General features: G+C 54.9%; 10 protein-coding genes and 1 pseudogene. 4 read left to right on the forward strand and 7 right to left on the reverse strand.

Annotated features, from left to right (window positions below; translation table 11 throughout):
* Position 1: 1 nt before the first annotated feature.
* Together ACO2Q8_RS14635 and ACO2Q8_RS14640 are read right to left on the reverse strand one after the other, a co-directional pair.
* Entirely contained in the window at positions 2 to 1,255 is a 1,254-nt protein-coding gene (locus ACO2Q8_RS14635) for a GDSL-type esterase/lipase family protein (RefSeq protein WP_423345573.1), read from the reverse strand.
* A gap of 116 nt (positions 1,256 to 1,371) precedes the next feature.
* Positions 1,372 to 2,211, reverse strand: coding sequence for a helix-turn-helix domain-containing protein (locus ACO2Q8_RS14640; RefSeq protein ID WP_423345574.1), 840 nt, complete (start codon positions 2,209 to 2,211; stop codon positions 1,372 to 1,374).
* Positions 2,212 to 2,363: 152 nt separating this feature from the next.
* Here ACO2Q8_RS14640 and ACO2Q8_RS14645 point away from each other — a divergent pair, with 152 nt between their 5' ends.
* Positions 2,364 to 3,332, forward strand: a complete 969-nt coding sequence (locus ACO2Q8_RS14645) for a phytanoyl-CoA dioxygenase family protein (protein WP_423345575.1) — start codon at positions 2,364 to 2,366, stop codon at positions 3,330 to 3,332.
* A 100-nt stretch (positions 3,333 to 3,432) separates the two neighbouring features.
* Here ACO2Q8_RS14645 and ACO2Q8_RS14650 read toward each other — a convergent pair whose 3' ends face one another.
* Positions 3,433 to 5,799, reverse strand: coding sequence for an ABC transporter permease (locus tag ACO2Q8_RS14650; protein ID WP_423345576.1), 2,367 nt, complete (start codon positions 5,797 to 5,799; stop codon positions 3,433 to 3,435).
* Between the two features lie 482 nt (positions 5,800 to 6,281).
* On the opposite strand from ACO2Q8_RS14650, the gene ACO2Q8_RS14655 reads away from it, so the two are divergent.
* From ACO2Q8_RS14655 to ACO2Q8_RS14665, 3 genes are all read left to right on the forward strand, one after another.
* Positions 6,282 to 8,630 (forward strand): mechanosensitive ion channel family protein, encoded by a 2,349-nt coding sequence (locus ACO2Q8_RS14655; protein ID WP_423345577.1) that lies wholly within the window; start codon positions 6,282 to 6,284, stop codon positions 8,628 to 8,630.
* 165 nt (positions 8,631 to 8,795) lie between these two features.
* On the forward strand, positions 8,796 to 10,418 hold the full coding sequence (locus ACO2Q8_RS14660) for a catalase (RefSeq protein WP_423345578.1): 1,623 nt from the start codon (positions 8,796 to 8,798) through the stop codon (positions 10,416 to 10,418).
* An 8-nt stretch (positions 10,419 to 10,426) separates the two neighbouring features.
* Complete coding sequence (locus ACO2Q8_RS14665) at positions 10,427 to 10,918, forward strand: ankyrin repeat domain-containing protein (RefSeq protein ID WP_423345579.1); 492 nt, start codon at positions 10,427 to 10,429, stop codon at positions 10,916 to 10,918.
* A gap of 30 nt (positions 10,919 to 10,948) precedes the next feature.
* Here the strand turns inward: ACO2Q8_RS14665 and ACO2Q8_RS14670 are convergent, their stop codons facing one another.
* The 4 genes and pseudogenes from ACO2Q8_RS14670 to ACO2Q8_RS14685 all read right to left on the reverse strand — a co-directional run.
* Positions 10,949 to 13,552 carry an ABC transporter permease gene (locus ACO2Q8_RS14670; protein ID WP_423345580.1) on the reverse strand — a complete coding sequence of 868 codons (2,604 nt, stop codon included), beginning with the start codon at positions 13,550 to 13,552 and terminating at the stop codon, positions 10,949 to 10,951.
* A 72-nt stretch (positions 13,553 to 13,624) separates the two neighbouring features.
* Positions 13,625 to 16,252 carry an ABC transporter permease gene (locus ACO2Q8_RS14675; protein WP_423345581.1) on the reverse strand — a complete coding sequence of 876 codons (2,628 nt, stop codon included), beginning with the start codon at positions 16,250 to 16,252 and terminating at the stop codon, positions 13,625 to 13,627.
* Between the two features lie 159 nt (positions 16,253 to 16,411).
* Positions 16,412 to 19,030, reverse strand: coding sequence for an ABC transporter permease (locus tag ACO2Q8_RS14680; RefSeq protein WP_423345582.1), 2,619 nt, complete (start codon positions 19,028 to 19,030; stop codon positions 16,412 to 16,414).
* An 81-nt stretch (positions 19,031 to 19,111) separates the two neighbouring features.
* Positions 19,112 to 19,283, reverse strand: a pseudogene (locus ACO2Q8_RS14685) (PadR family transcriptional regulator); the annotation flags it as partial.

Below are 19,283 nucleotides of genomic sequence, written 5' to 3' on the forward strand. Positions count from 1 at the left end.
GCTACTTCAGCGGAATAAGTTGGTACACGCTGGTTTTGGGTTTGCAGGACAGCGCAATCTGCCCTTCCAGCCATTTGATGAGAATGTTTTGCTCCTCCAGCCCTTTGACGTGCCGCCCCTGTTCGTAGGAGCGAAAACCGAGGATGTACGTCTGGTTGAGAGGGCGGTATTGGAAAAAGAACAGTTCGTTCTTCTTGAGCATGAGGTAGCGCAGGTGCCGGGCCTGCTCGAACACGGGGCCTTGCCGGATCGGCACACCCTCGGCCCACTGCTGCGCCGAAGCCATCACCACCGTCGCGTCGTCGGCCGTGAGCGTGTAAAAGCCTTTCTTTAAACCGCTTATTTTCAGCGTCCGAACGCCCTCAGCGACTTCCGGGTTCGACGCGGGCGGGGGCAACGGCAGATAAGGCTCGTCCATCGTAAACCTCAAAACCGGGTTTTCCGGGCCGGTGGTTTGCATTTTCACGGGAGCCGACGCTTCAGCCCCGTTTTTCGTGATCGTAATCTGTGCGGTTTCGCCCGATGGAGTCAGTCCGAGACTTTGCTCCAGCAGTTTCGCCAGTTCGTAATACCCGGTTTCGTTCAGGTGAATACCATTTTCAGTAATGGTTACTTTTTTGCCCAGTTCCGCAACCGGTTTGAACAGGTCGATGTACCGCTTGCCCCGCGCCGAAGCCGTTTCCGCGAGGACCGAGGCATAGACTTCCAGCATGGCGTTGCGTTTGGCGATGTGCTGCGCCGAATCCCCGGCCAGCATCGGAATCGGCGACAGCAAAACCGACCGGGCACCCAGCCGATCGAGCGTGTCAAGCAGTTTCGTTAAGCCTTCCCGAAACCGGGGCAGGCCCGCTTCGCCCCACTCGGCTTCTACCCCGCCATAGGCCAGAAAAACCACCGTCGGTTTTGCCTGGGTGATCTGGTTCATGAGGTGTTGGTAGGGCGTGGGCGGGTTGGTAAACGTACTCCGGGCTTCGCCAAACACGTTGTCGCCCGACCAGCCCAGGTTCCGGAACGTCACGTCGCGGTCGGCCCAGCGGGTTGTCAGGGCATACTCCAGGTAATTGTACTGAAAGTCGTTCTCAAACAGCGAGTTGCCGAGAAAAACCACCCGGTCGCCATTGCGGAGTTCAAAGGGGGCGTTGGGAGAATCGGCGACAGTCTGGGGCGGTTTTTGCGCCAGAACCCGGTCGTCGGGGAGAAGCCAAAAGCCAGCCAACAGGCCAACCAGCGCGGCCAGCGCGTTTCTTGTTTTCATGCACAGTCAGAAGCCTTTACGTGAATGGGTTAGGAAGTGTAAAGGCCTTCAGAGGTTAAAATTGGTGAAGTTTTGGGAGAAAAGGGAAGGATCAGGCCGGTTTTCAATCCGCGTTCCTATCCAACTTTCTTAAACGCCATCGGATTCTGACCGGTTAGCCGCTTGAAAATCCGGTTGAAGTACGACAGACTCTCGAAACCGCTGGCAAAACAGGCTTCCGTCACCGACTGGTCGGCCAGCAACAGCCGTTTGGCTTCGCGCACCCGGTGCTGGTTGACAAACTCGGTGAAGGTCGTGCGGGTCATCTTTTTGAAATACCGGCAAAAAGCCGCCACCGTCAAATTCGTCAGATCGGCCAGTTCGGCCATCTCGATTTTTCGGGCGTAGTTTTCCTCGATAAACCGGTACACCCGCTGCAACCGCTGCTGCTCCCGGGCGTTGAATGGCGAATCGACCGGGCGGCTGTTGAGCAGGGTATATTCCGACGACGTCGCCAGGAGTTGGAAGATTTCGAGCAGTTCGATCCATTGCCGAAAATGCGACAACTGGTGAAACCGCATCAGCCGTCGGCCCACGACCTGCTTCGTTCGGCCGTGAAACGCGATGCCTCGACGCGATTGCTCAAACAGACGCGCAATCGCGGCCAGTTCCGGCATTTTCTGCAAATCGGCCTGCAAAAAATCTTCCCGTAGCTGAATCACCACCTTGCGGTAGTCGGTTCGCACGCCGTAGTCGAAGTTTAAATGTGGAATGTACGACCCAATGAACACCAGATCGCTGCCCTCGTAGCGGGACAGATGATCGCCGACGTGACGCGGCCCATCGGCCCCCTCAATGAACACCAGCTCGTATTCGGGGTGGAAATGCCAGAGGAAAAAATCGTTCAGGTGGGGCGTCAGCAGCAGCCGAAATGAGCTGTCGGTATCAGTCCGGATTTCTTCCAGATACGCTTTCATGGGCAAAGACATTTGTATAAAACTATACAAAAACCGGTTTCTAGTTCACAAAAAAGATCAATAGAGTTCAAAAACCAGCGATTCGGCGTGTAGCAACCGGCTACTAAACCAAACTACCTTTGTCCTATTCAATCTTAAACCGATGCTATTTTATGGAAACGATGACACTAACCTTACTTCCGGACAACGCGCATACCGACATTCCGGGCAACCCCTCGACGGCCATCAGCAGCCCAATCAAACTCAACGACCGCTCGAACGGCCAGCCGCTGCGGGTGCTGTCGGAAGACGACTGGCGGTTTTGGGTCGAAAACGGCTACATCGTCGTCAAAAAGGCCGTCCCGAAAGAACAGGCCGAGCGACTGGCGCACTTTCTCTGGGAATTTGAGGAAAAAGACCCGAACGATCCGGAAACCTGGTACGCACCGCCCCGCGCCGAAATGAAGATGAAGGAGTTGACCAACAGCGGCATGGTGGAAGTCTACAATCATCAATATTTGTGGAATAACCGGCAAACGCAGCGAGTGTACGATGCGTTCGTCGACATCTGGGGTACCGAAAAGCTCTGGGTAACCATCGATCGGGCCAACCTGAACCTGCCCGCCCGACCCGGTTTTGAGTTTAAAGGGTTTATTCACTGGGATTACGACCCCGAAACCCGGCCGCAGAACGTGCAGGGTGTATTGGCACTGGCCGACCAGACCGACGAAAACATGGGCGGTTTTCAGTGCATCCCGGAGCTATACCGAACCTATGACACCTGGAAGCTGACCCAACCCGCCGACCGTGACCATTTCAAACCCGACACGACCGGTTTCGAGCTAACGAAAGTGAAACTGGAGGCTGGCGACCTGCTGATTTTCAACAGCACCCAGCCCCACGGCATTCGGCCGAATCTGTCGAAAGATAAAGTTCGGATTGCTCAGTACATTTCGATGATGCCCGCTCAGGAAGAGAACGAAGCCCTGCGGCAGTGGCGCATCACCTCCTGGCGCGACCGCAAAGCGCCCGAGGGCTACGCTTTCCCCGGCGACCCGCGCGGCTGGGAGCAAACCCACTACCCCACCGCCGAACTAAGCGAACTGGGCAAAAAGCTGCTGGGGCTGGAGCGGTGGACCTAAAGGAAATATCGAATGTTGAATAACGAATGTCGAAGTGGCTCCCCTCTTTTCGATATTCGTTATTCAGTATTCATTATTCGATATTGTCACTTGTTATTCTTCACTCGCTTCGCAGGCTTTTCACCGGATTTGTCAAAGCGGCCCGAATGCTCTGGAAACTAACGGTCAGCAGTGCAATGCCGACGGAGAGAAAGCCCGCCAGTGCGAAAACCCACCAGCCAATGTCGATTTTGTAGGCGAAACCCTGAAGCCACTCATGCATGACGTACCAGGCCACCGGCGAGGCAATGATGATGGCAATGACAACCAGTTTCAGGAAATCGGTTGAGAGCAACGCGACCACATTGCCCACCGACGCGCCCAGTACCTTCCGGACGCCAATTTCCTTCGTGCGCTGTTCGGCCATGAAAGCCGCCAGGCCAAACAGCCCCAGACAGGCGATGAAAATGGCTAATCCGGCAAAGAGGGTAGCCAGTTTCCCGACGACGGTTTCGCTTCTGTACAGCTTCTGGTATTCGGCGTCCACGAATGAGTAGGTAAACGGAAAATTCGGATTCAGTTTCCGGCAAAGCGTTTTGATGCTGGTCAAAGCCTCCTCGGTTTGGCCGGGTTGCGTCCGAATCAGGATGTTACCATAATGGTGATCCGCCAGCCGGACGATCAGCGGTCGGATGGGTTCATGGAGCGAATTGAAGTGAAAATCTTCGAGTAGTCCGATGATTTTTCCGGGTTTGCTCCAGAAGGTAAGCGGTTTGCCAACGGGGTTCTGGTAGCCAATGCGTTTGGCTGCGGCTTCGTTGATGAGGTAATTAGCTGAATCGGTTCCGAACTCGGGCGAGAAATCCCGCCCCTGCCGAAATTTCACGTTCATCACCCGGGCAAAATCGTACCCGACGGCGGTGTTGTTGAACGAAATGGCCGCATTGGGGTCTTTTCCGGGCCAGGAGACGCTTTCCGTGGTATTTCCGTTAGACAATGGAGTGGTTTGCATGTTGGAAACGGCCTGAATACCCGGTTTTTGCTGTAACTCCTGTTTAAATAAGGCAAACTTTTCAGCGATAGCCCCTTCGCTCGGAATGGTGATTAGGTTTTCGCGGTTATAACCCAGATTTTTAGTTTGAATGTAGTTCAGTTGTTGATAAATGACCACCGTACCCACCATCAGCAGCATCGACAGCATAAATTGAAACACCACCAGGCCCCGCCGGAACAACTGCGCCCCGGCCCCAAACCGCAGTGTTCCTTTCAGGACGCGCACGGGGTTAAGCGCCGACAGAAACAGCGCCGGGTAGCTTCCGGCCAGAAAACCCATCGCCAGCCACAGGCCCAGCAGTGTAAGCCCAAAACCGGGTTCGGTCACCGGCATGCTAAGCTGCTTGCCGGTTAACTGGTTGAAAAGGGGCAAGACGGCGCTTACCAGACCCAGCGCCAGCCCAAGAGCTAGCGTGGTCAGCAGCAGGGCTTCTCCCATAAATTGCCCGATTAACGTGGACCGTTCGGCCCCGACCACTTTCCGAACGCCCACCTCCTTCGCCCGTTTGACCGACCGGGCCGTCGCCAGATTCATAAAGTTAACGCTCGCAATCAACAGCAGAAAAACCGCGACGATGCCCAGTAACTGCACGTATTCGATCCGCCCCCCGTCGAGGTAGCCCTCTTTGAAATTGGAATACAGGTAGGCATCCTTTTCGGCGTGGAGAAACAGGTTGATGTAAAACGTAGGGCCAAAGTCGGTATTCCGTCCTTTCAGAAACCATTTCAGTTTGGCATCAACTTGGGCCACGTCAGCGTCGGGACGGAGTTGGATTCGGGTAGCCGGTCCGCCGTTGGTCCACTCTTTCAGCCAGGGTTCCCGCGCCAGAAAAGCCGGCCAGCTTAGCAGAAAATCGTAGTGGTCAGGCGAGGTAGCGGGCAGGTTTTCAAAAACCGCCGTCACCTGATAATCCGTCTGGTTGTCAAACCGGATCGGTTGCCCCAGGGCTTTTTGCGGACTCCCGAAATAGAGTCCGGCCAGTTTTCGCGAGATTGCCAGGCTATTGGGAGCGTCGAGGGCCGTTGCGGGCGCTCCGGCCAGCAGCGGAATGCTGTAGATGCTGAACCAGTCGGCCCCGGCAAAACCGCCGGTATGGCGCATTACCTTCGTACCAACGGATAGCACATGCCCTTCCTGCCACGAAAAACCGGCGGCATGAACCACTTCCGGGAACTGTTTTTTGAGTTCATCGGCCAACAAACCGGGTGTGTCGTCATCGGCCACCACTTTGCCATCGGTATATTCCCGCTCCATAATGCGGTAGAGGTGCGCACCGTTTTTGTACTGCGTCCCGATGCTCAGTTCGTCCCGAATCCAGAGGAAAATGAGCAGGCTGGCGGCCATTCCCAGGGCCAGCCCCAGGATGTTGATGATGGTAAACGCTTTGTTGCTAATCAGGTTTCGCCAGGCAACCGTGAGGTAGTTCCGGATCATAACGATAGTCGGAAAGAGGAAAAAACGAATTTCCGTTGACGTGCACAACCTGAGTCGCACAAATGCGATGCCAGGCCGGCCAATCCAGCCTCAAGGTGGCTTACATACGGTTTTGCCGGAAGCGATCCAATCATCCTGTCCGATACTGGACAGCTCCTGTCCGGTTTACGGACAGCCGAATCTGTTCGAAAAACCGTTCCCGAAAGGGTTGGGAAAGCAGCGACTTCCCAGCAAACTTATAACAATTCAGCCGCTCAGCAGTATTTAAAGATAACGAACAGAACCCATGAACAGCGAGACGTTGAAACGAAGATTGCCTGATGATTGTAACCAAAAACCGTATCACTTTTTTCCTCTTTGTAAAAAACCGACTGGTTTTCAGAAAGTATCCAAAAGTGGTATACTCTCTTGTTGAGAATTACCCCCAACCCCCTAAAGGGGGCTTTGGACTTCTGTTTAAAGCCCCCTTTAGGGGGTTGGGGGTGAAATCTAGCCTGGTTTTCAATAGCTTACTTTGGATTTTTTTTCTCGTAAGCGCTCCGCTTTTCGCCCAGAACAACGCCGAGGGCGACAGCCTGCCCATCATTCCGCAGCCCGGTATTCCGGTCGACAGCGTCATTGCCCGGATGGAAAAAGGCCATACGGTGTTGAACGAAATCGGGAACCGCAACCGCCGGGGATTCAGCACCTGGCAACTGGAAGACCGGCTCCCGGAAGTACAATCGTACCTCAAAACCATCCGGACCAACCTGCTGCTGTATGAAAAAGTGCATGACATGAAGAACATGCTCATGTTTCAGGTGCTGCTCAACGACCTGCAGACGCAACTGAAAGCCTGGCGGGAAACGCTTTCGGGTTACGAAAAAGAGTTGTCGGCCATGAACGGCCAACTGATCTCCCTGGCCCGCGACTCGACGCTCGTGCTGCCCGCCGACAGTAGTTACCGAAAGCTCTATTTTGGTGCGCTCAAGGATTTGCGGCAACAATGGATTGCGGCCAGTAAAGCGACCAACCAGAACCTGACCCGCATCAACAAATTGCAGGCTACGGTTTCGGACGGTTTTTTTGCCACGGCCGAATTGACCAATATCGTCAACGAGCGCATCCGGGAGTTTAACGTCAAAATAGCCGGGAAGGAAAGTGACTTCATCTGGGCCATTCCGCCCAAAACCGGGGCCGACGACCATCTGAACAACCTCGTCGGCCGCTCTTATGAAGGGCAGCGCGACATGCTCGCGTATTACCTCAACCGCAGTTCCGGCAACTGGCTGTACATGCTCCTGATCGGCGCGGCTTTCTTTGCGTGGGTGTATCAGAGCTTCTTTATCATCGACCGGCACGGCCAGCGCGAAACCGTCCGGAACGATCTCAAACTCCGCTACCTGCACTCCATCCCGGTTTTCTCGGTGCTGGTGGTGGTCTTCAATTTTGCGCCGTTTTTTGACCTGCGCCCTCCGGCGGTGTACGTCGAATTGACGCAGTTTATCCTACTGCTGGCGCTGACCGGCCTTTTCTACCGAAGCTGGCCCCGACAGTTATTTGTCTACTGGCTGGCAATTGTCACGCTGTACATCCTGGTGGTCATCACCCGCTCGTCGATCATCGACCCCGGCATCTGGTTCCGGCTCTGGTTACTTCTTTTGAACGGTGTCTCGGTTCTTTTCGGTTTCCTTTTCCTGTTCCGAATCCGGAAAGTACTGGCCCTCACTGGTTTCATCAAACAGGTTTCCATTGTCTACATCGTTCTAAATGTCCTGGCGATTATCTGCAATATCTTCGGCCGGATGAGTCTGGCCAAAATTTGCTCCACAGCGTCGATTTATGGTTTGACGCAGGCCGTTGGCCTGTTTACGATGGTGCAGATCATCAAGGAAGCCTTTGCGCTTCAGGTCGTTAGCGGGAAATTGACGAAGGGCGTTGCCTCGCGGTTCAATTATCCGAAACTGGAAGCAGGCTTGCACCGGTTGCTGAGTTTTGTGGCCGTCATCGCCTGGCTGATTATCTTCACCAACAACCTGTACGTCTACAACACGGTTTACAGCGTCGCCGAACAGTTTCTGACCACCGAACGAACCTTCGGCAGCACCAAATTTACCTGGGGCAACATCGTTTTGTTTTTCATTGTCCTGTACCTATCGAATGCGCTGCGGAAATACATCGGGTATTTCTTCGGCGAAACCGACGACGAGATCACGGGCACCATCAACACGGTCGACTCCCGGCTGGTCATCATCCGGCTGTTCATGCTCATCGGCGGTTTTCTGTTCGCCATTGTCGCGTCCGGCATTGGGCTGGATAAAGTCACAGTCATTGTCGGGGCGCTGGGCGTCGGGATCGGCCTGGGGCTGCAAACCATCGTCAACAACCTGGTTTCGGGCATCATTCTCATCTTCGACAAACCGTTCCAGATCGGCGATTTCATCGAGATTGCCAACAAAAAAGGACGCGTCAAAAACATCGGCATCCGGTCAAGCCGCCTGCTCACCACCGAAGGGTCCGAAGTGATCATCCCGAACGGCGATTTGCTTTCCGGGCAGGTCATCAACTGGACGATCAACCACAAAGCCAAACGCATTGAACTGACCATCAAGGCCGATACCGAGCATGAACTGAGCGAGTTGAAGAAGCTCCTTAAAGAAGAAATTACCAAACATCCGAACACCGTCAAGCGCCAGCCGCCCGAAATTTTCGTCTCCACCATTACGACCGACGCCATTGAACTGAAAGCGCGCGTCTGGATCAACTCGATCAACAAGGAAGACCAGTTTCGGAGCGAGGTGCTGCTCAACATCTACCGGCGGTTTAAGGAAGCGGGAATTAAGATGATGTAGCAGAGGGCATGGGGTTAGGAGCAGAGGGTGTCCTCCCTCTGTCATTCATTGACCGGAAAGAAATATCTTCGGAATAAGCAGACGCCGTGGGCCGGGGTATAACAAAGAAGGGCGGTTTTTAAACCAACACCGGGGTGGGTTGTTGCTTTCGAAAACAGAACTGCCATGATCGAGCCAACGGACAACAACCACAACACCTCCGAAAACAATAAGTTACCGGAGCAGGAATCGGCGGGGGGCGGCACCACCATCCTGACCACCCGACAGGGCCACCCCGTTTACGACAACCAGAACACCCGCACGGTGGGAAACCGGGGACCGGCCACGCTGGAAAACTACCAGTTGCTGGAAAAAATGTCGCACTTCGACCGGGAGCGCGTGCCCGAACGGGTTGTCCACGCGCGCGGGGCCGGTGCCCACGGCATTTTTGAAGCCTACGGCACGTTGGGCGACGAGCCGATTTCGAAATATACCCGCGCCAAGGTGTTTCAGGAAAAAGGAAAAACGACGCCCCTGTTTGTCCGGTTTTCGACGGTGATTCACGGCGGCCACTCGCCCGAGACCCTGCGCGATCCGCGCGGTTTTGCCGTCAAGATGTACACCGAAGATGGCAACTGGGATTTGGTCGGCAACAACCTGAAAATCTTTTTCATCCGGGATGCCCTGAAATTTCCCGACTTTATCCACGCCTTCAAGCCCGACCCGGTCACGAACCGGCAGGACCCGAACCGGCAGTTTGACTTTATCAGTCATACGCCCGAGGCCCTGCACATGATCACTTTTTTGTTTTCGCCCTGGGGCATTCCGGCCAACTACCGGCACATGCAGGGGTCGGGCGTGAACACCTACAAATGGGTCAATAGTGAGGGCGAGGCCGTTTTGGTGAAATATCATTGGGAACCGTTACAGGGCATCAAAAACCTGACGCAGCAGCAGGCCGAAGAAATTCAGGCCAAAAATTTCAACCACGCGACCCAGGATTTGTACGAAGCCATCGAGCGCGGGGAGTTTCCGGAATGGGAGCTCTGCGTCCAGATCATGAGCGACGACGAACACCCGGAACTCGATTTTGACCCGCTGGATGATACCAAACTCTGGCCCAAAGAGCAATTTCCGTGGCACCCGATTGGAAAAATGACCCTGAACCGGAATCCGGTCAACTACTTTGCGGAGGTCGAACAGTCGGCGTTCGGAACCGGGGTGCTGGTCGACGGACTCGATTTTTCGGACGATAAAATGTTGCAGGGCCGCACGTTCTCGTATTCGGATACGCAGCGGTACCGGGTCGGGACGAACTACCTGCAATTACCGATCAACTCGCCCCGCAAACACGCAGCGACGAACCAGCGGGATGGGCAAATGGCTTACCATCAGGACATTGCGCCGGGCACCAATCCGCACGTCAATTACGAACCGTCGAGCCTGGGGGGCCTGAAAGAAGCACCCAAACCCGGAAAAGATTATACACCCTATTACCAGGCCAAGCTGGTTCGGGAGAAAATCAGTCGGCAAAACGACTTCAAACAGGCCGGAGAAACGTACCGAAATTTTGAAGACTGGGAACGCGACGAGCTGATTTCCAACCTAGTTGGCGCGCTGTCGGCGGCTGAAAAGCACATCCAGGACCGGATGATCGAGCTGTTTACGCAGTGCGATGAGGATTACGGTCGGCGGGTGGCCGAGGGTTTGAAAGCCGCAGTTGGTTCCAACGGTCACTCCCAAACCGGAATGGAAGCGCAGGCCGTCCAGCAAGCCGAACAGGCGTCAACCGAATCAAAACCGTATTGATCGTCAGGATGGAAAGCCAGGCTAACGCCCTTTTTCAGGCCGCCCGAACCGGCGACCTGCCGCTGCTGCACGAGCTGATTGCCGAGGGCGCAGACCTCGACAGCCAGGATGCGCGGGGGTATACTCCGCTCATCCTGGCAGCTTACAACGAACAGTTGGAGGCCGTTCGGGTGCTGCTCGAAGCCGGTGCGAATGTGAACGCCAGCGATGCGGGCGGCAACACGGCGCTGATGGGCGTCTGTTTCAAGGGGTATGCGCCCATTGCCGAACTGCTCATTGCCCACGGTGCCGACATCAACCAGCAGCACGGCAACGGGGGAACGGCTTTGATGTTTGCCACGCTATTCGGCCGGAACCAACTCGTCAGGCTGGTGATGGAGCACGGTGCCAACGCCCACCTACGCGAAAGCCGGGGCCTGACCGCCATCGATCTGGCCGTTCAGCAGGGCAATGTGGAAGCGATTGAAATTATGGAAGGAGGCATGGGGCAGAGGGCGTAGGGTAACCCTCTGTCCCATGCCCAATGCCCTTCACTCACTCCGCAGACTTTTCACCGGATTCATCAGCGCGGCTTTGATGCTCTGGAAACTGACTGTCAGCAGCGTGATCACCAGCGCGCCAACACCGGCTGCGGCAAAGATCCACCAGGAAAGCTCCGTGCGGTATTGGTAATTTTGCAGCCAGTCCGACAGCACGTAATACGCCAGCGGGGCACCCAGGCAGAAGGCAATCGCCAGCAACACCACAAACTCCCTGGAGAGCAGCCCCCAGATGGTAAAAACCGATGCACCCAGCACTTTCCGGATGCCAATCTCCTTCGTGCGCTGCTCGGCCATGAACGACGCCAGACCGAACAAACCCAGGCAACTGATCAACACCGCCAGGCTGGCAAATACGCCCGCGATCTTACCGATCCGTTCTTCGGCACCAAACTTCTGGGCGTATTCTTCGTCCACAAATTTGTAATCGAACGGGGCCGCCGGACTGTACGTCCGAAACACTTGTTCTACTTTGCTCAACGCGTCGCTGACAGGAACTTGTGGAGACAATTTGATATTGATCACATTCACATCCCGGTAGCTCAGCGCAAAAAACGAGGGGTTGACTGGTTTGAACGGATCTTCCTTGATCATGTCCCGAATGACCCCGACGACGGTATAATCGCGCCCGCTCCGCCGGACGGTTTCGCCGATCGGTTTTTGAAAGCCCATCAGTTTCACGGCTGCTTCATTCAGAATGATGGCCGACGAATCGGTCGAAAATTCGCGGGAGAAATCGCGGCCCTCCTTCAACTGCCAGCCGACGGTTTTTCCGTAGTCGTGCGTGACAAAATTCGACATCACCAGCGGGGACGTGTTCGGCTCCTTGCCTTTCCAGGTAAAATCCGTCGTTCCGCCGTATTGCACCGTTACGGACCCCGACGACTCGGACATCTCTTCGACCGCGCCGGTCGCCCGTAAATCGTCGCGCAGGGTTCTGTAGCGACCGTACAGCTCGGGCGTATTCATGCTGATTTCAATCAGCCCGGAGCGATTGTAGCCCACCGAGCGGTTTTTCGCGTGCTCGATCTGCCGAAATACAATGATGGTGCCAATCATCAGCGTAACCGAAACCGTGAACTGAAAGGCAACCAGCACTTTGCGCGGAATCGTGGCAAACCGGTTGGCCCGGAGCGTCCCCTTCAGCACTTTGACGGGTTGAAACGACGACAGATACAAGGCCGGATAACTGCCTGCGATCAGTCCGGTAAACAGACTAAAACCGAGTCCGGCCAGCCAGAACCAGGGATTGGCCCACAATATGGCCAGTTTTTTCTCGGACACCTGATTGAAAAACGGCAACGCCAGTTGCACGAACACAAACGCCAGCCCAAACGCCAGTAGCGCCATCAGCAGCGATTCGCTAAAAAACTGGTAAATCAACTGGCCCCGAACGGACCCAATGGCTTTCCGAATGCCGACTTCCTTCGCCCGTTTTTCGGAACGCGCCGTGCTCAGGTTCATGAAATTGATGCAGGCCAGTAGCAGCACAATGATGCCAATAGCGCCAAATAACCATACATAAATGATGATACCACCAGTGTTGACGCCATCTTTAAAATCCCGGTACAAATGCCACTTGCTCATCGGGTGCAGAAAAAACTCGGGTTTGTAACGCGGAGGGTTGTCGCGTTTCATCCGAATGTCCTTGATTTTGGCCGAAACCGCACCGAAATCTGCCCCCGGTTTGAGCTGGACATACACCTGGTACGAATTGGAATCCCACTCGTTCCGATCCCGTTTAGCCCCGTCATCGATAGCCGAAAACAACTTCCAGGGGGCCAGAAAAAGGACATCCCTGAACGCACTGTTGCTCGGAAAATCTTCGTAAACACCGACGACCCTGGCTGACTGCTTGTTATCCAGCTTCAGCAGTTTATTGATTGGATCGGCCGACCCAAAAATGGCGTCAGCGACGGATTTGGAAAGCAGAATCGCATTGATATCGTCTGCGCCAAACCGGCTGCCCGCCAGCAGGTTGATGGTGAAAATGTCGGCAAAATCCGGTTCGACGTAGTTGCCGGTTCGGGCAAATGTCTGGTCGCCCGACCCCAGAATCGCTTTCCGGAAAACCGATAAGCTGACCGACTCGAAATCCGGGTATTTGTTCCGCAGTTCGGCCGCCAGCGGAATCGGCAGGACATCGTACGACGATTTTTCGGGCTCGAACGACACAAACTGCCAGAGCATGCCAATGCGGTCGTAATTTTTGTTGTGTTTGTCATACGACAGTTCGTCGTACACCCACAGGCCAATCAGCATCGCGACGGACATGCCCGACGCCAGCCCAAAGATGTTGATGAACGAATACACCCGGTTTTTGACCAGGTTTCGGAAAGCGACTTTGAAATAGTTTTGAAGCATGTCCGTATTTGTTGGTTGAGGAAATTCAGAAGGTTTTCGTCGGATAAAAGTCGGTCGCAGGTAGGCCAGCATATCGCGCCAATACCGACGTCGGGCCCGGGCCTCGCCCACCTGCTCGACCTGCCGGAAAAACCGTTCGTGCCGGTCGCCCAGCACCTCTTCGCGCAGGTGCGGAGCCACCAGCCAGGTGAGGATGCGGTCGGGAATGCGGGGCGGGGTCATCTCTTGCATAGGGGTAAGGGTTTGGGGCAGAGGGCATAGGGTGGGAAGCAAAAGGCCCTCTGCCCCATGCCCTAAGCTAGTCTATTCCGAGCGCAGTGAGGTCACCGGATTCATCAGCGCGGCTTTGATGCTTTGAAAACTGACCGTCAGCAACGTGATCAGCAAGGCTCCGGCACCCGACGCAGCAAAAATCCACCACGAAATGTCGGTGCGGTAGTCGTATTTCTGGAGCCAGTTGGTCAGAAAATACCAGGCAATGGGCGTGGCAATCCCGAAGGCGATAACGACCAGCACTACGAATTCTTTAGAGAGCAATCCCCACAGGTTGAGCACCGACGCGCCCAGCACTTTGCGCACGCCGATTTCCTTGGTGCGCTGCTCGGCCACGAACGAGGCCAGCCCGAACAGCCCCAGGCAACTGATGAAAATGGCCAGAATGGCAAAGAAGAAAGCCAGCTTGCCTACCCGTTCTTCGTCACCGAATTTTTTCGCATATTCCTGATCGACAAATCGGTAGGTGAACGGATTGTCGGCATCGTATTTCTTATACACCGACTCGATTTTATCCAGCGCATCGTGGGCATTGGCGGCCGGATTTATTTTCAGCGTCAGCAGCGAAACCCGCTTGTAGTTGAGGACAAAAATGGTCTGCTTCACGGGATTATACGGCGACTGCGTGATAAGATCTTTGACCACGCCGATAACTTTGTAGGAATCGTCGCCCCACTTGATGGTTTCGCCCACCGGATTTCTCAGGCCCATGTACGCAACAGCCGCTTCGTTTAAGATAAAACCGGTCGAGTCGGTCGTGAACGCTTTGGAAAAATCCCGGCCTTCTTTGAGTTGCCAGTCAATCATTTTCCCGAATTCGTGCGTTACCCGCATGGTGACGAATTCATCGGCCATGTCGGGCGCTTTGCCTTTCCAGTGAAACCCGCTATTGGTAACGCCCGTCGCCGTGATGGGGACATCGGTGGCAGCTACTTCCTCCACCAATCCGGTGTTGCGTAGCTCATCGCGAACGGTTGGGAAATGGGTAATCAGCGCGTCGTTCCGGATCGGAACCGTAACCAGGTTGGCCCGGCTGTAGCCGATGGGGCGGTTTTTGGCAAATTGAATCTGCCGGAACACGACAATGGTGCCGATGATCAGCGTGACCGAAACCGTAAACTGAACGACCACCAGCGTCTGCCGGGGAATGGCCGCAAACCGCCCAACCCGGAAGGTGCCTTTCAGGACTTTCACGGGCTGAAACGCCGACAGATAAAACGCCGGATAACTGCCCGCGACGAGGCTGGTAAACAGACAGAACCCCAGGCTTGCCAGCCAGAACCAGGGCCGGGCGGCCGGGCTGTTCGCGCCCAGAAGGCTGATTTCTTTGCCGGTGACCTCGTTAAACAACGGCAAACTTAGCTGCGCCAGCACCAGGGCAATCACGAACGCCAGGAACACGACCAGCAACGATTCGCTGAAAAACTGGGCGATCAACTGCTGCCGGACCGAGCCAATCGCCTTCCGGATGCCGACTTCTTTGGCGCGTTTTTCGGAGCGGGCAGTACTGAGGTTCATGAAGTTGATGCAGGCCAGCAGTAACACAAACAGCCCGATGATGCCAAACAGCCAGACGATCTGAATTTGGCCACCGACGTTGACGCCGTTTTTGAAGTCGGAATACAAATGCCAGCGCGGCATCGGCAACAGAAAAAGTTCCGGCTTAAACCGCCGGTCGTCGTCCCCTTTTACCCGGTTCCATTTGGCCAGTTTAATCTTCCCGGAAACCGCGTTCATATCGGTTTTATCCGCGATCTGAACAAACGTCTGAAACCAGCTATTGCCCCAGCTTACCCATTCGGGCAAATCGCGCTTCTGCAAGTCGAACGGGGCAATAAACGCCAGGTTGCCAAACGACGAATTATCCGGAATGTCTTCGTAAACGCCCGTTACTTTGACGTTGTACTTGTTGCTAATCCTGACGGTCTTGTGGAGTGGATCGGTTGTTCCGAAAAGCGCTTCGGCGGCTGAAGCCGACAGCAAAATGGAGTTCGGGTCCTGCAAGCCGGAGCGGGTTCCTTTCCGCATGGTCAGTGCCAGCATGTCGGTAATGCCGGGTTCCATGTAATTACCGGTTTGGGTGATTTTCCTGTCGCCAACCGCTAGCCGGTAGTCGCCCGGAAAACCGGCCGTCACCACATGCTTAAAATAACTGCCGTAGCTGGTTCGCAGTTCGGGGGCCAACTGCATCGCCTGACTGCCCCAGGTTTCGACTTTCCCGTTAAAGGTCTGATTCTGCATCACTTTCGCAATGCGGTCGTAATTTTTATGGCCCGTATTGAATGACAGCTCTCCGTAAATCCACAGGCCGATCAGCATGGCCACGGCCATGCCCGACGCCAGCCCGAAAATGTTGATGAACGAATACACCCGGTTTTTAGCCAGGTTCCGAAAAGCAATTTTAAAGTAGTTCTGTAGCATGTCCGTAGTTGTTGGTTGAGGATAGTCCCGGTACGCCGGACCGGAAGGTTTTCGCCGGATAAAAGTCGGTCGCACGTACGCCAGCATATCGCGCCAATAACGCCTTCGAGCCTTGGCTTCACCCACTTGCTCGACCTGCCGGAAAAACCGCTCGTGCCGATCGCCCAGCACCTCCTCCCGCAGGTGCGGTGCCACCAGCCAGGTCAGGATGCGGTCGGGGAAGCGGGGCGGAGTCATGGTCTTGAACTTGGATTACACCGATTAAAAGATTAACTGGGATGGCTACCGGTGTTTAATTCACCGTTTGTTTTTTAGATCAAGTCAATTCCTTTTACTAATCGTTAGAAATCTTTTATCTCCTCTTAATCCTTCAATCTGTGTAATCCAAGTTCAAGACTATTCCGAGCGTAGCGATTTAACCGGGTTCATCAGCGCGGCTCGGATAGTATGAAAACTGACGGTGAGCAGGGCAATGAACAACGCCAAACCACCCGCCAACACAAAAACCCACCACGAAATTCCAATGCGGTACGTAAACGCCTGGAGCCATTGGTTCATACTATGCCAGGTAATCGGGATGGCAATCAGAAAGGCGATTAGCACCAGTTTCAGGAAGTCTTTCGACAAATAGGTAATGAGCTGACCGACAGTAGCCCCCAGCACCTTCCGGATGCCGATTTCTTTCCGCGCCTGTTCGACGGCAAAGGACGTCAGCCCAAACAATCCCAGGCAGGAAATCACGACGGCGAAAGCGGCAAACAGCCCGGCCAGCGTTTTAGTCCGTTGCTCACTATCAAATTTTTGGGCATACTCTTGGTCGACAAACCGGTAGTCGAACGGATAAGCCGGGTTGTATTTCCGGAAGAGCTCTTCGGTTTTGTCTAGATTGTCGGCCATCGCCTGCGCCGGATTGAGTTTAATGTGCAGGGTGTTGAACCAGGCGCCGGGCCCTTCAATCACCACCGGCGGTATGTTGTCGTACGGAGAGCCAACGACGTAATCTTTGACGACACCGACCACCCGCCAGGTCCGGTTTGCATGCGGTTGCGTGATCAGTTGCCCAATGGGATTCTGAAAGCCCATGAGCTTGACGGCGGTTTCGTTCAGGAGTACCGAAAAACTATCGGCGGGGTAACGGTAAATGTCGATGTCCCGGCCTGCCAGCAGCTTCAGGCCCGCCGTTTTGACCAAATCGGCATCCGTGCTAAAGAGCGTCAGCGCCGTGTTGGTATCTTTCGGCGCTTCTCCCGTCCACCGCAGCCCCCAGGTGCGCGCGCCCTCGTCCGTGATGCTGCTCATGGTTTTGGTCACCGATGTAGCCGTTCCCGACGCAATCAGCGCCTGTTTGATGGTCTCGTAGTTTTTTTCGATGTCGCCGATAAAATCCACCCGAATCAACTGTGTGTTTGTATACCCTTTATCCCGCTCCTGAGCGTAAACAACCTGATCGCGAACGATCATCGTAGCAATCACCAGAACGATGGCGAACGTAAATTGCAAAACCACCAGCGCCTTGCGGGGCGACAGTCCCATCGGGGTTTTTCGGAACTGTTTTGTAAAAATACCGGTGGCTTGGAAAGAGGAAAGATAGAAAGCCGGGTAACTACCCGCCAGCAGTCCGGTGATGCCGATAAACCCGAGGGCGCAAAGCCAGAAAGAAAAAATACCGTACGGGATGGCAAGCTGCGTACCGATCAGCCTGTTGAACGACGGAAGCGCCAGTTGGACGATCAGCAAAGCCAAGCCCCCCGCCAGGCTGGCCGTTAGCAGGGCTTCGGCCATAAATTGCCCGATCAGCAGGCCCCGCCCCGCCCCCGCAACTTTGCGAATTCCGATTTCTTTAGCCCGTTTTTCGCTTCGGGCCGTACTCAAATTCATGAAATTGATGCAGGCAATCAACAGTATGAAAGCCGCGATCAGCCCAAATACCCGCACGGTTTCGATGCGCCCGCCAACCGGTTTTCCGTTTTCAAACTCGGCGTATAAATGCCATTGATGCAGCGGAAAGAGAAAATGTGTCCAGACATCGTTCCGCCCGGCATACCGGCGGGTTAGATCCCTGATTTTTTCGCTGAATAGCGCATCATCGACATTGGGCCTGATCAGGACAAACGTCGGCGTATTATTGCTTAACCACTCGTCATTGCTCCAACCAGCCCCTAAGTTTTTCAAATGATCCCAGGGCAGCAGGTACTCAAAGGTAAACCGCGTATTGGGCGGCAAATCTTTCAGAACGCCCGTGACCGTGACGTGACCACTCGCATCGAGCCGGATGACTTTGCCCAGCGGGTCCTCCTCGCCAAACAGTTTCGTCGCCAGTTTTTCGGTAATCACAATGGAAGAAGCCGCCGTAAGCGGCTCCTGGTTCACCCCCGCGACCAGCGGGAAACTGAACATTTTCAGAAAAGCCGGATCGACGAAAGCACCGGAAATACCGGTAAAGCTTTTATCCTGCGCCGTCATCAGAAACCGGTCAACATCTTTGACGCGCGCAACGGCTTCCACTTCCGGATAATCCTTTTGCAAGGCGGGTCCCAGCGGCTGCGAGGTGACCGGAATGGCCACCGACGCGCCATTGGGGTTGTGGGCCAGGCCATAGACCTGAAAAAGGCGGTCTTGATGGGCATGAAATCGATCGAAGCTCACCTCGTTCTGTAGCCACAGCAGAATCAGCACGGCACCGGCCATCCCAAGGGCAAGGCCCGCTATGTTGAGCGCGGAGTAGATTTTTCCCCCGATCAGATTTCGAAAAGCGATTTTAAAATGGTTTTGCAACATGTCCGTATGGGTTGGTTGAGAATAGTCCCGGTACGCCGGACCGGAAGGTTTTCGCCGGATGAAAGCCGGTCTGAGGTACGCCAGCATATCGCGCCAGTAGCGTCGTCGGGCCCGCGCTTCGCCCACCTGCTCGCCCTGCCGGAAAAACCGCTCGTGCATATCGCCCAGCACCTCCTCCCGCAGGTGCGGAGCCACCAGCCAGTTGAGGAGTCGGTCGGGGAAGCGGGGCGGAGTCATAGAGTTAAGAGTTGAATGGTACAGTCGGAGCGGGCAGTCATGGCGAACGGTTTTTAACTCTTAATTCTTAACTCATAACTCTTAACTCCACATCGTCTGCGGGATGATGCGGTCCCAGAGCCGGTTGCGGACCGAACGAACTTCCTGCAACACCCGTCCGCCCAGGGCCGTGACGGTAAACAGCCGCTTCCGGCGACCACCGCGCTCGGCCGTGGCGTCGCCCAGCACCGAACTGACGTAGCCTTTCTGCTCC

Origin of the sequence: Larkinella sp. VNQ87, from assembly GCF_049445795.1 — a bacterium.
GTDB lineage: Bacteria > Bacteroidota > Bacteroidia > Cytophagales > Spirosomataceae > Larkinella.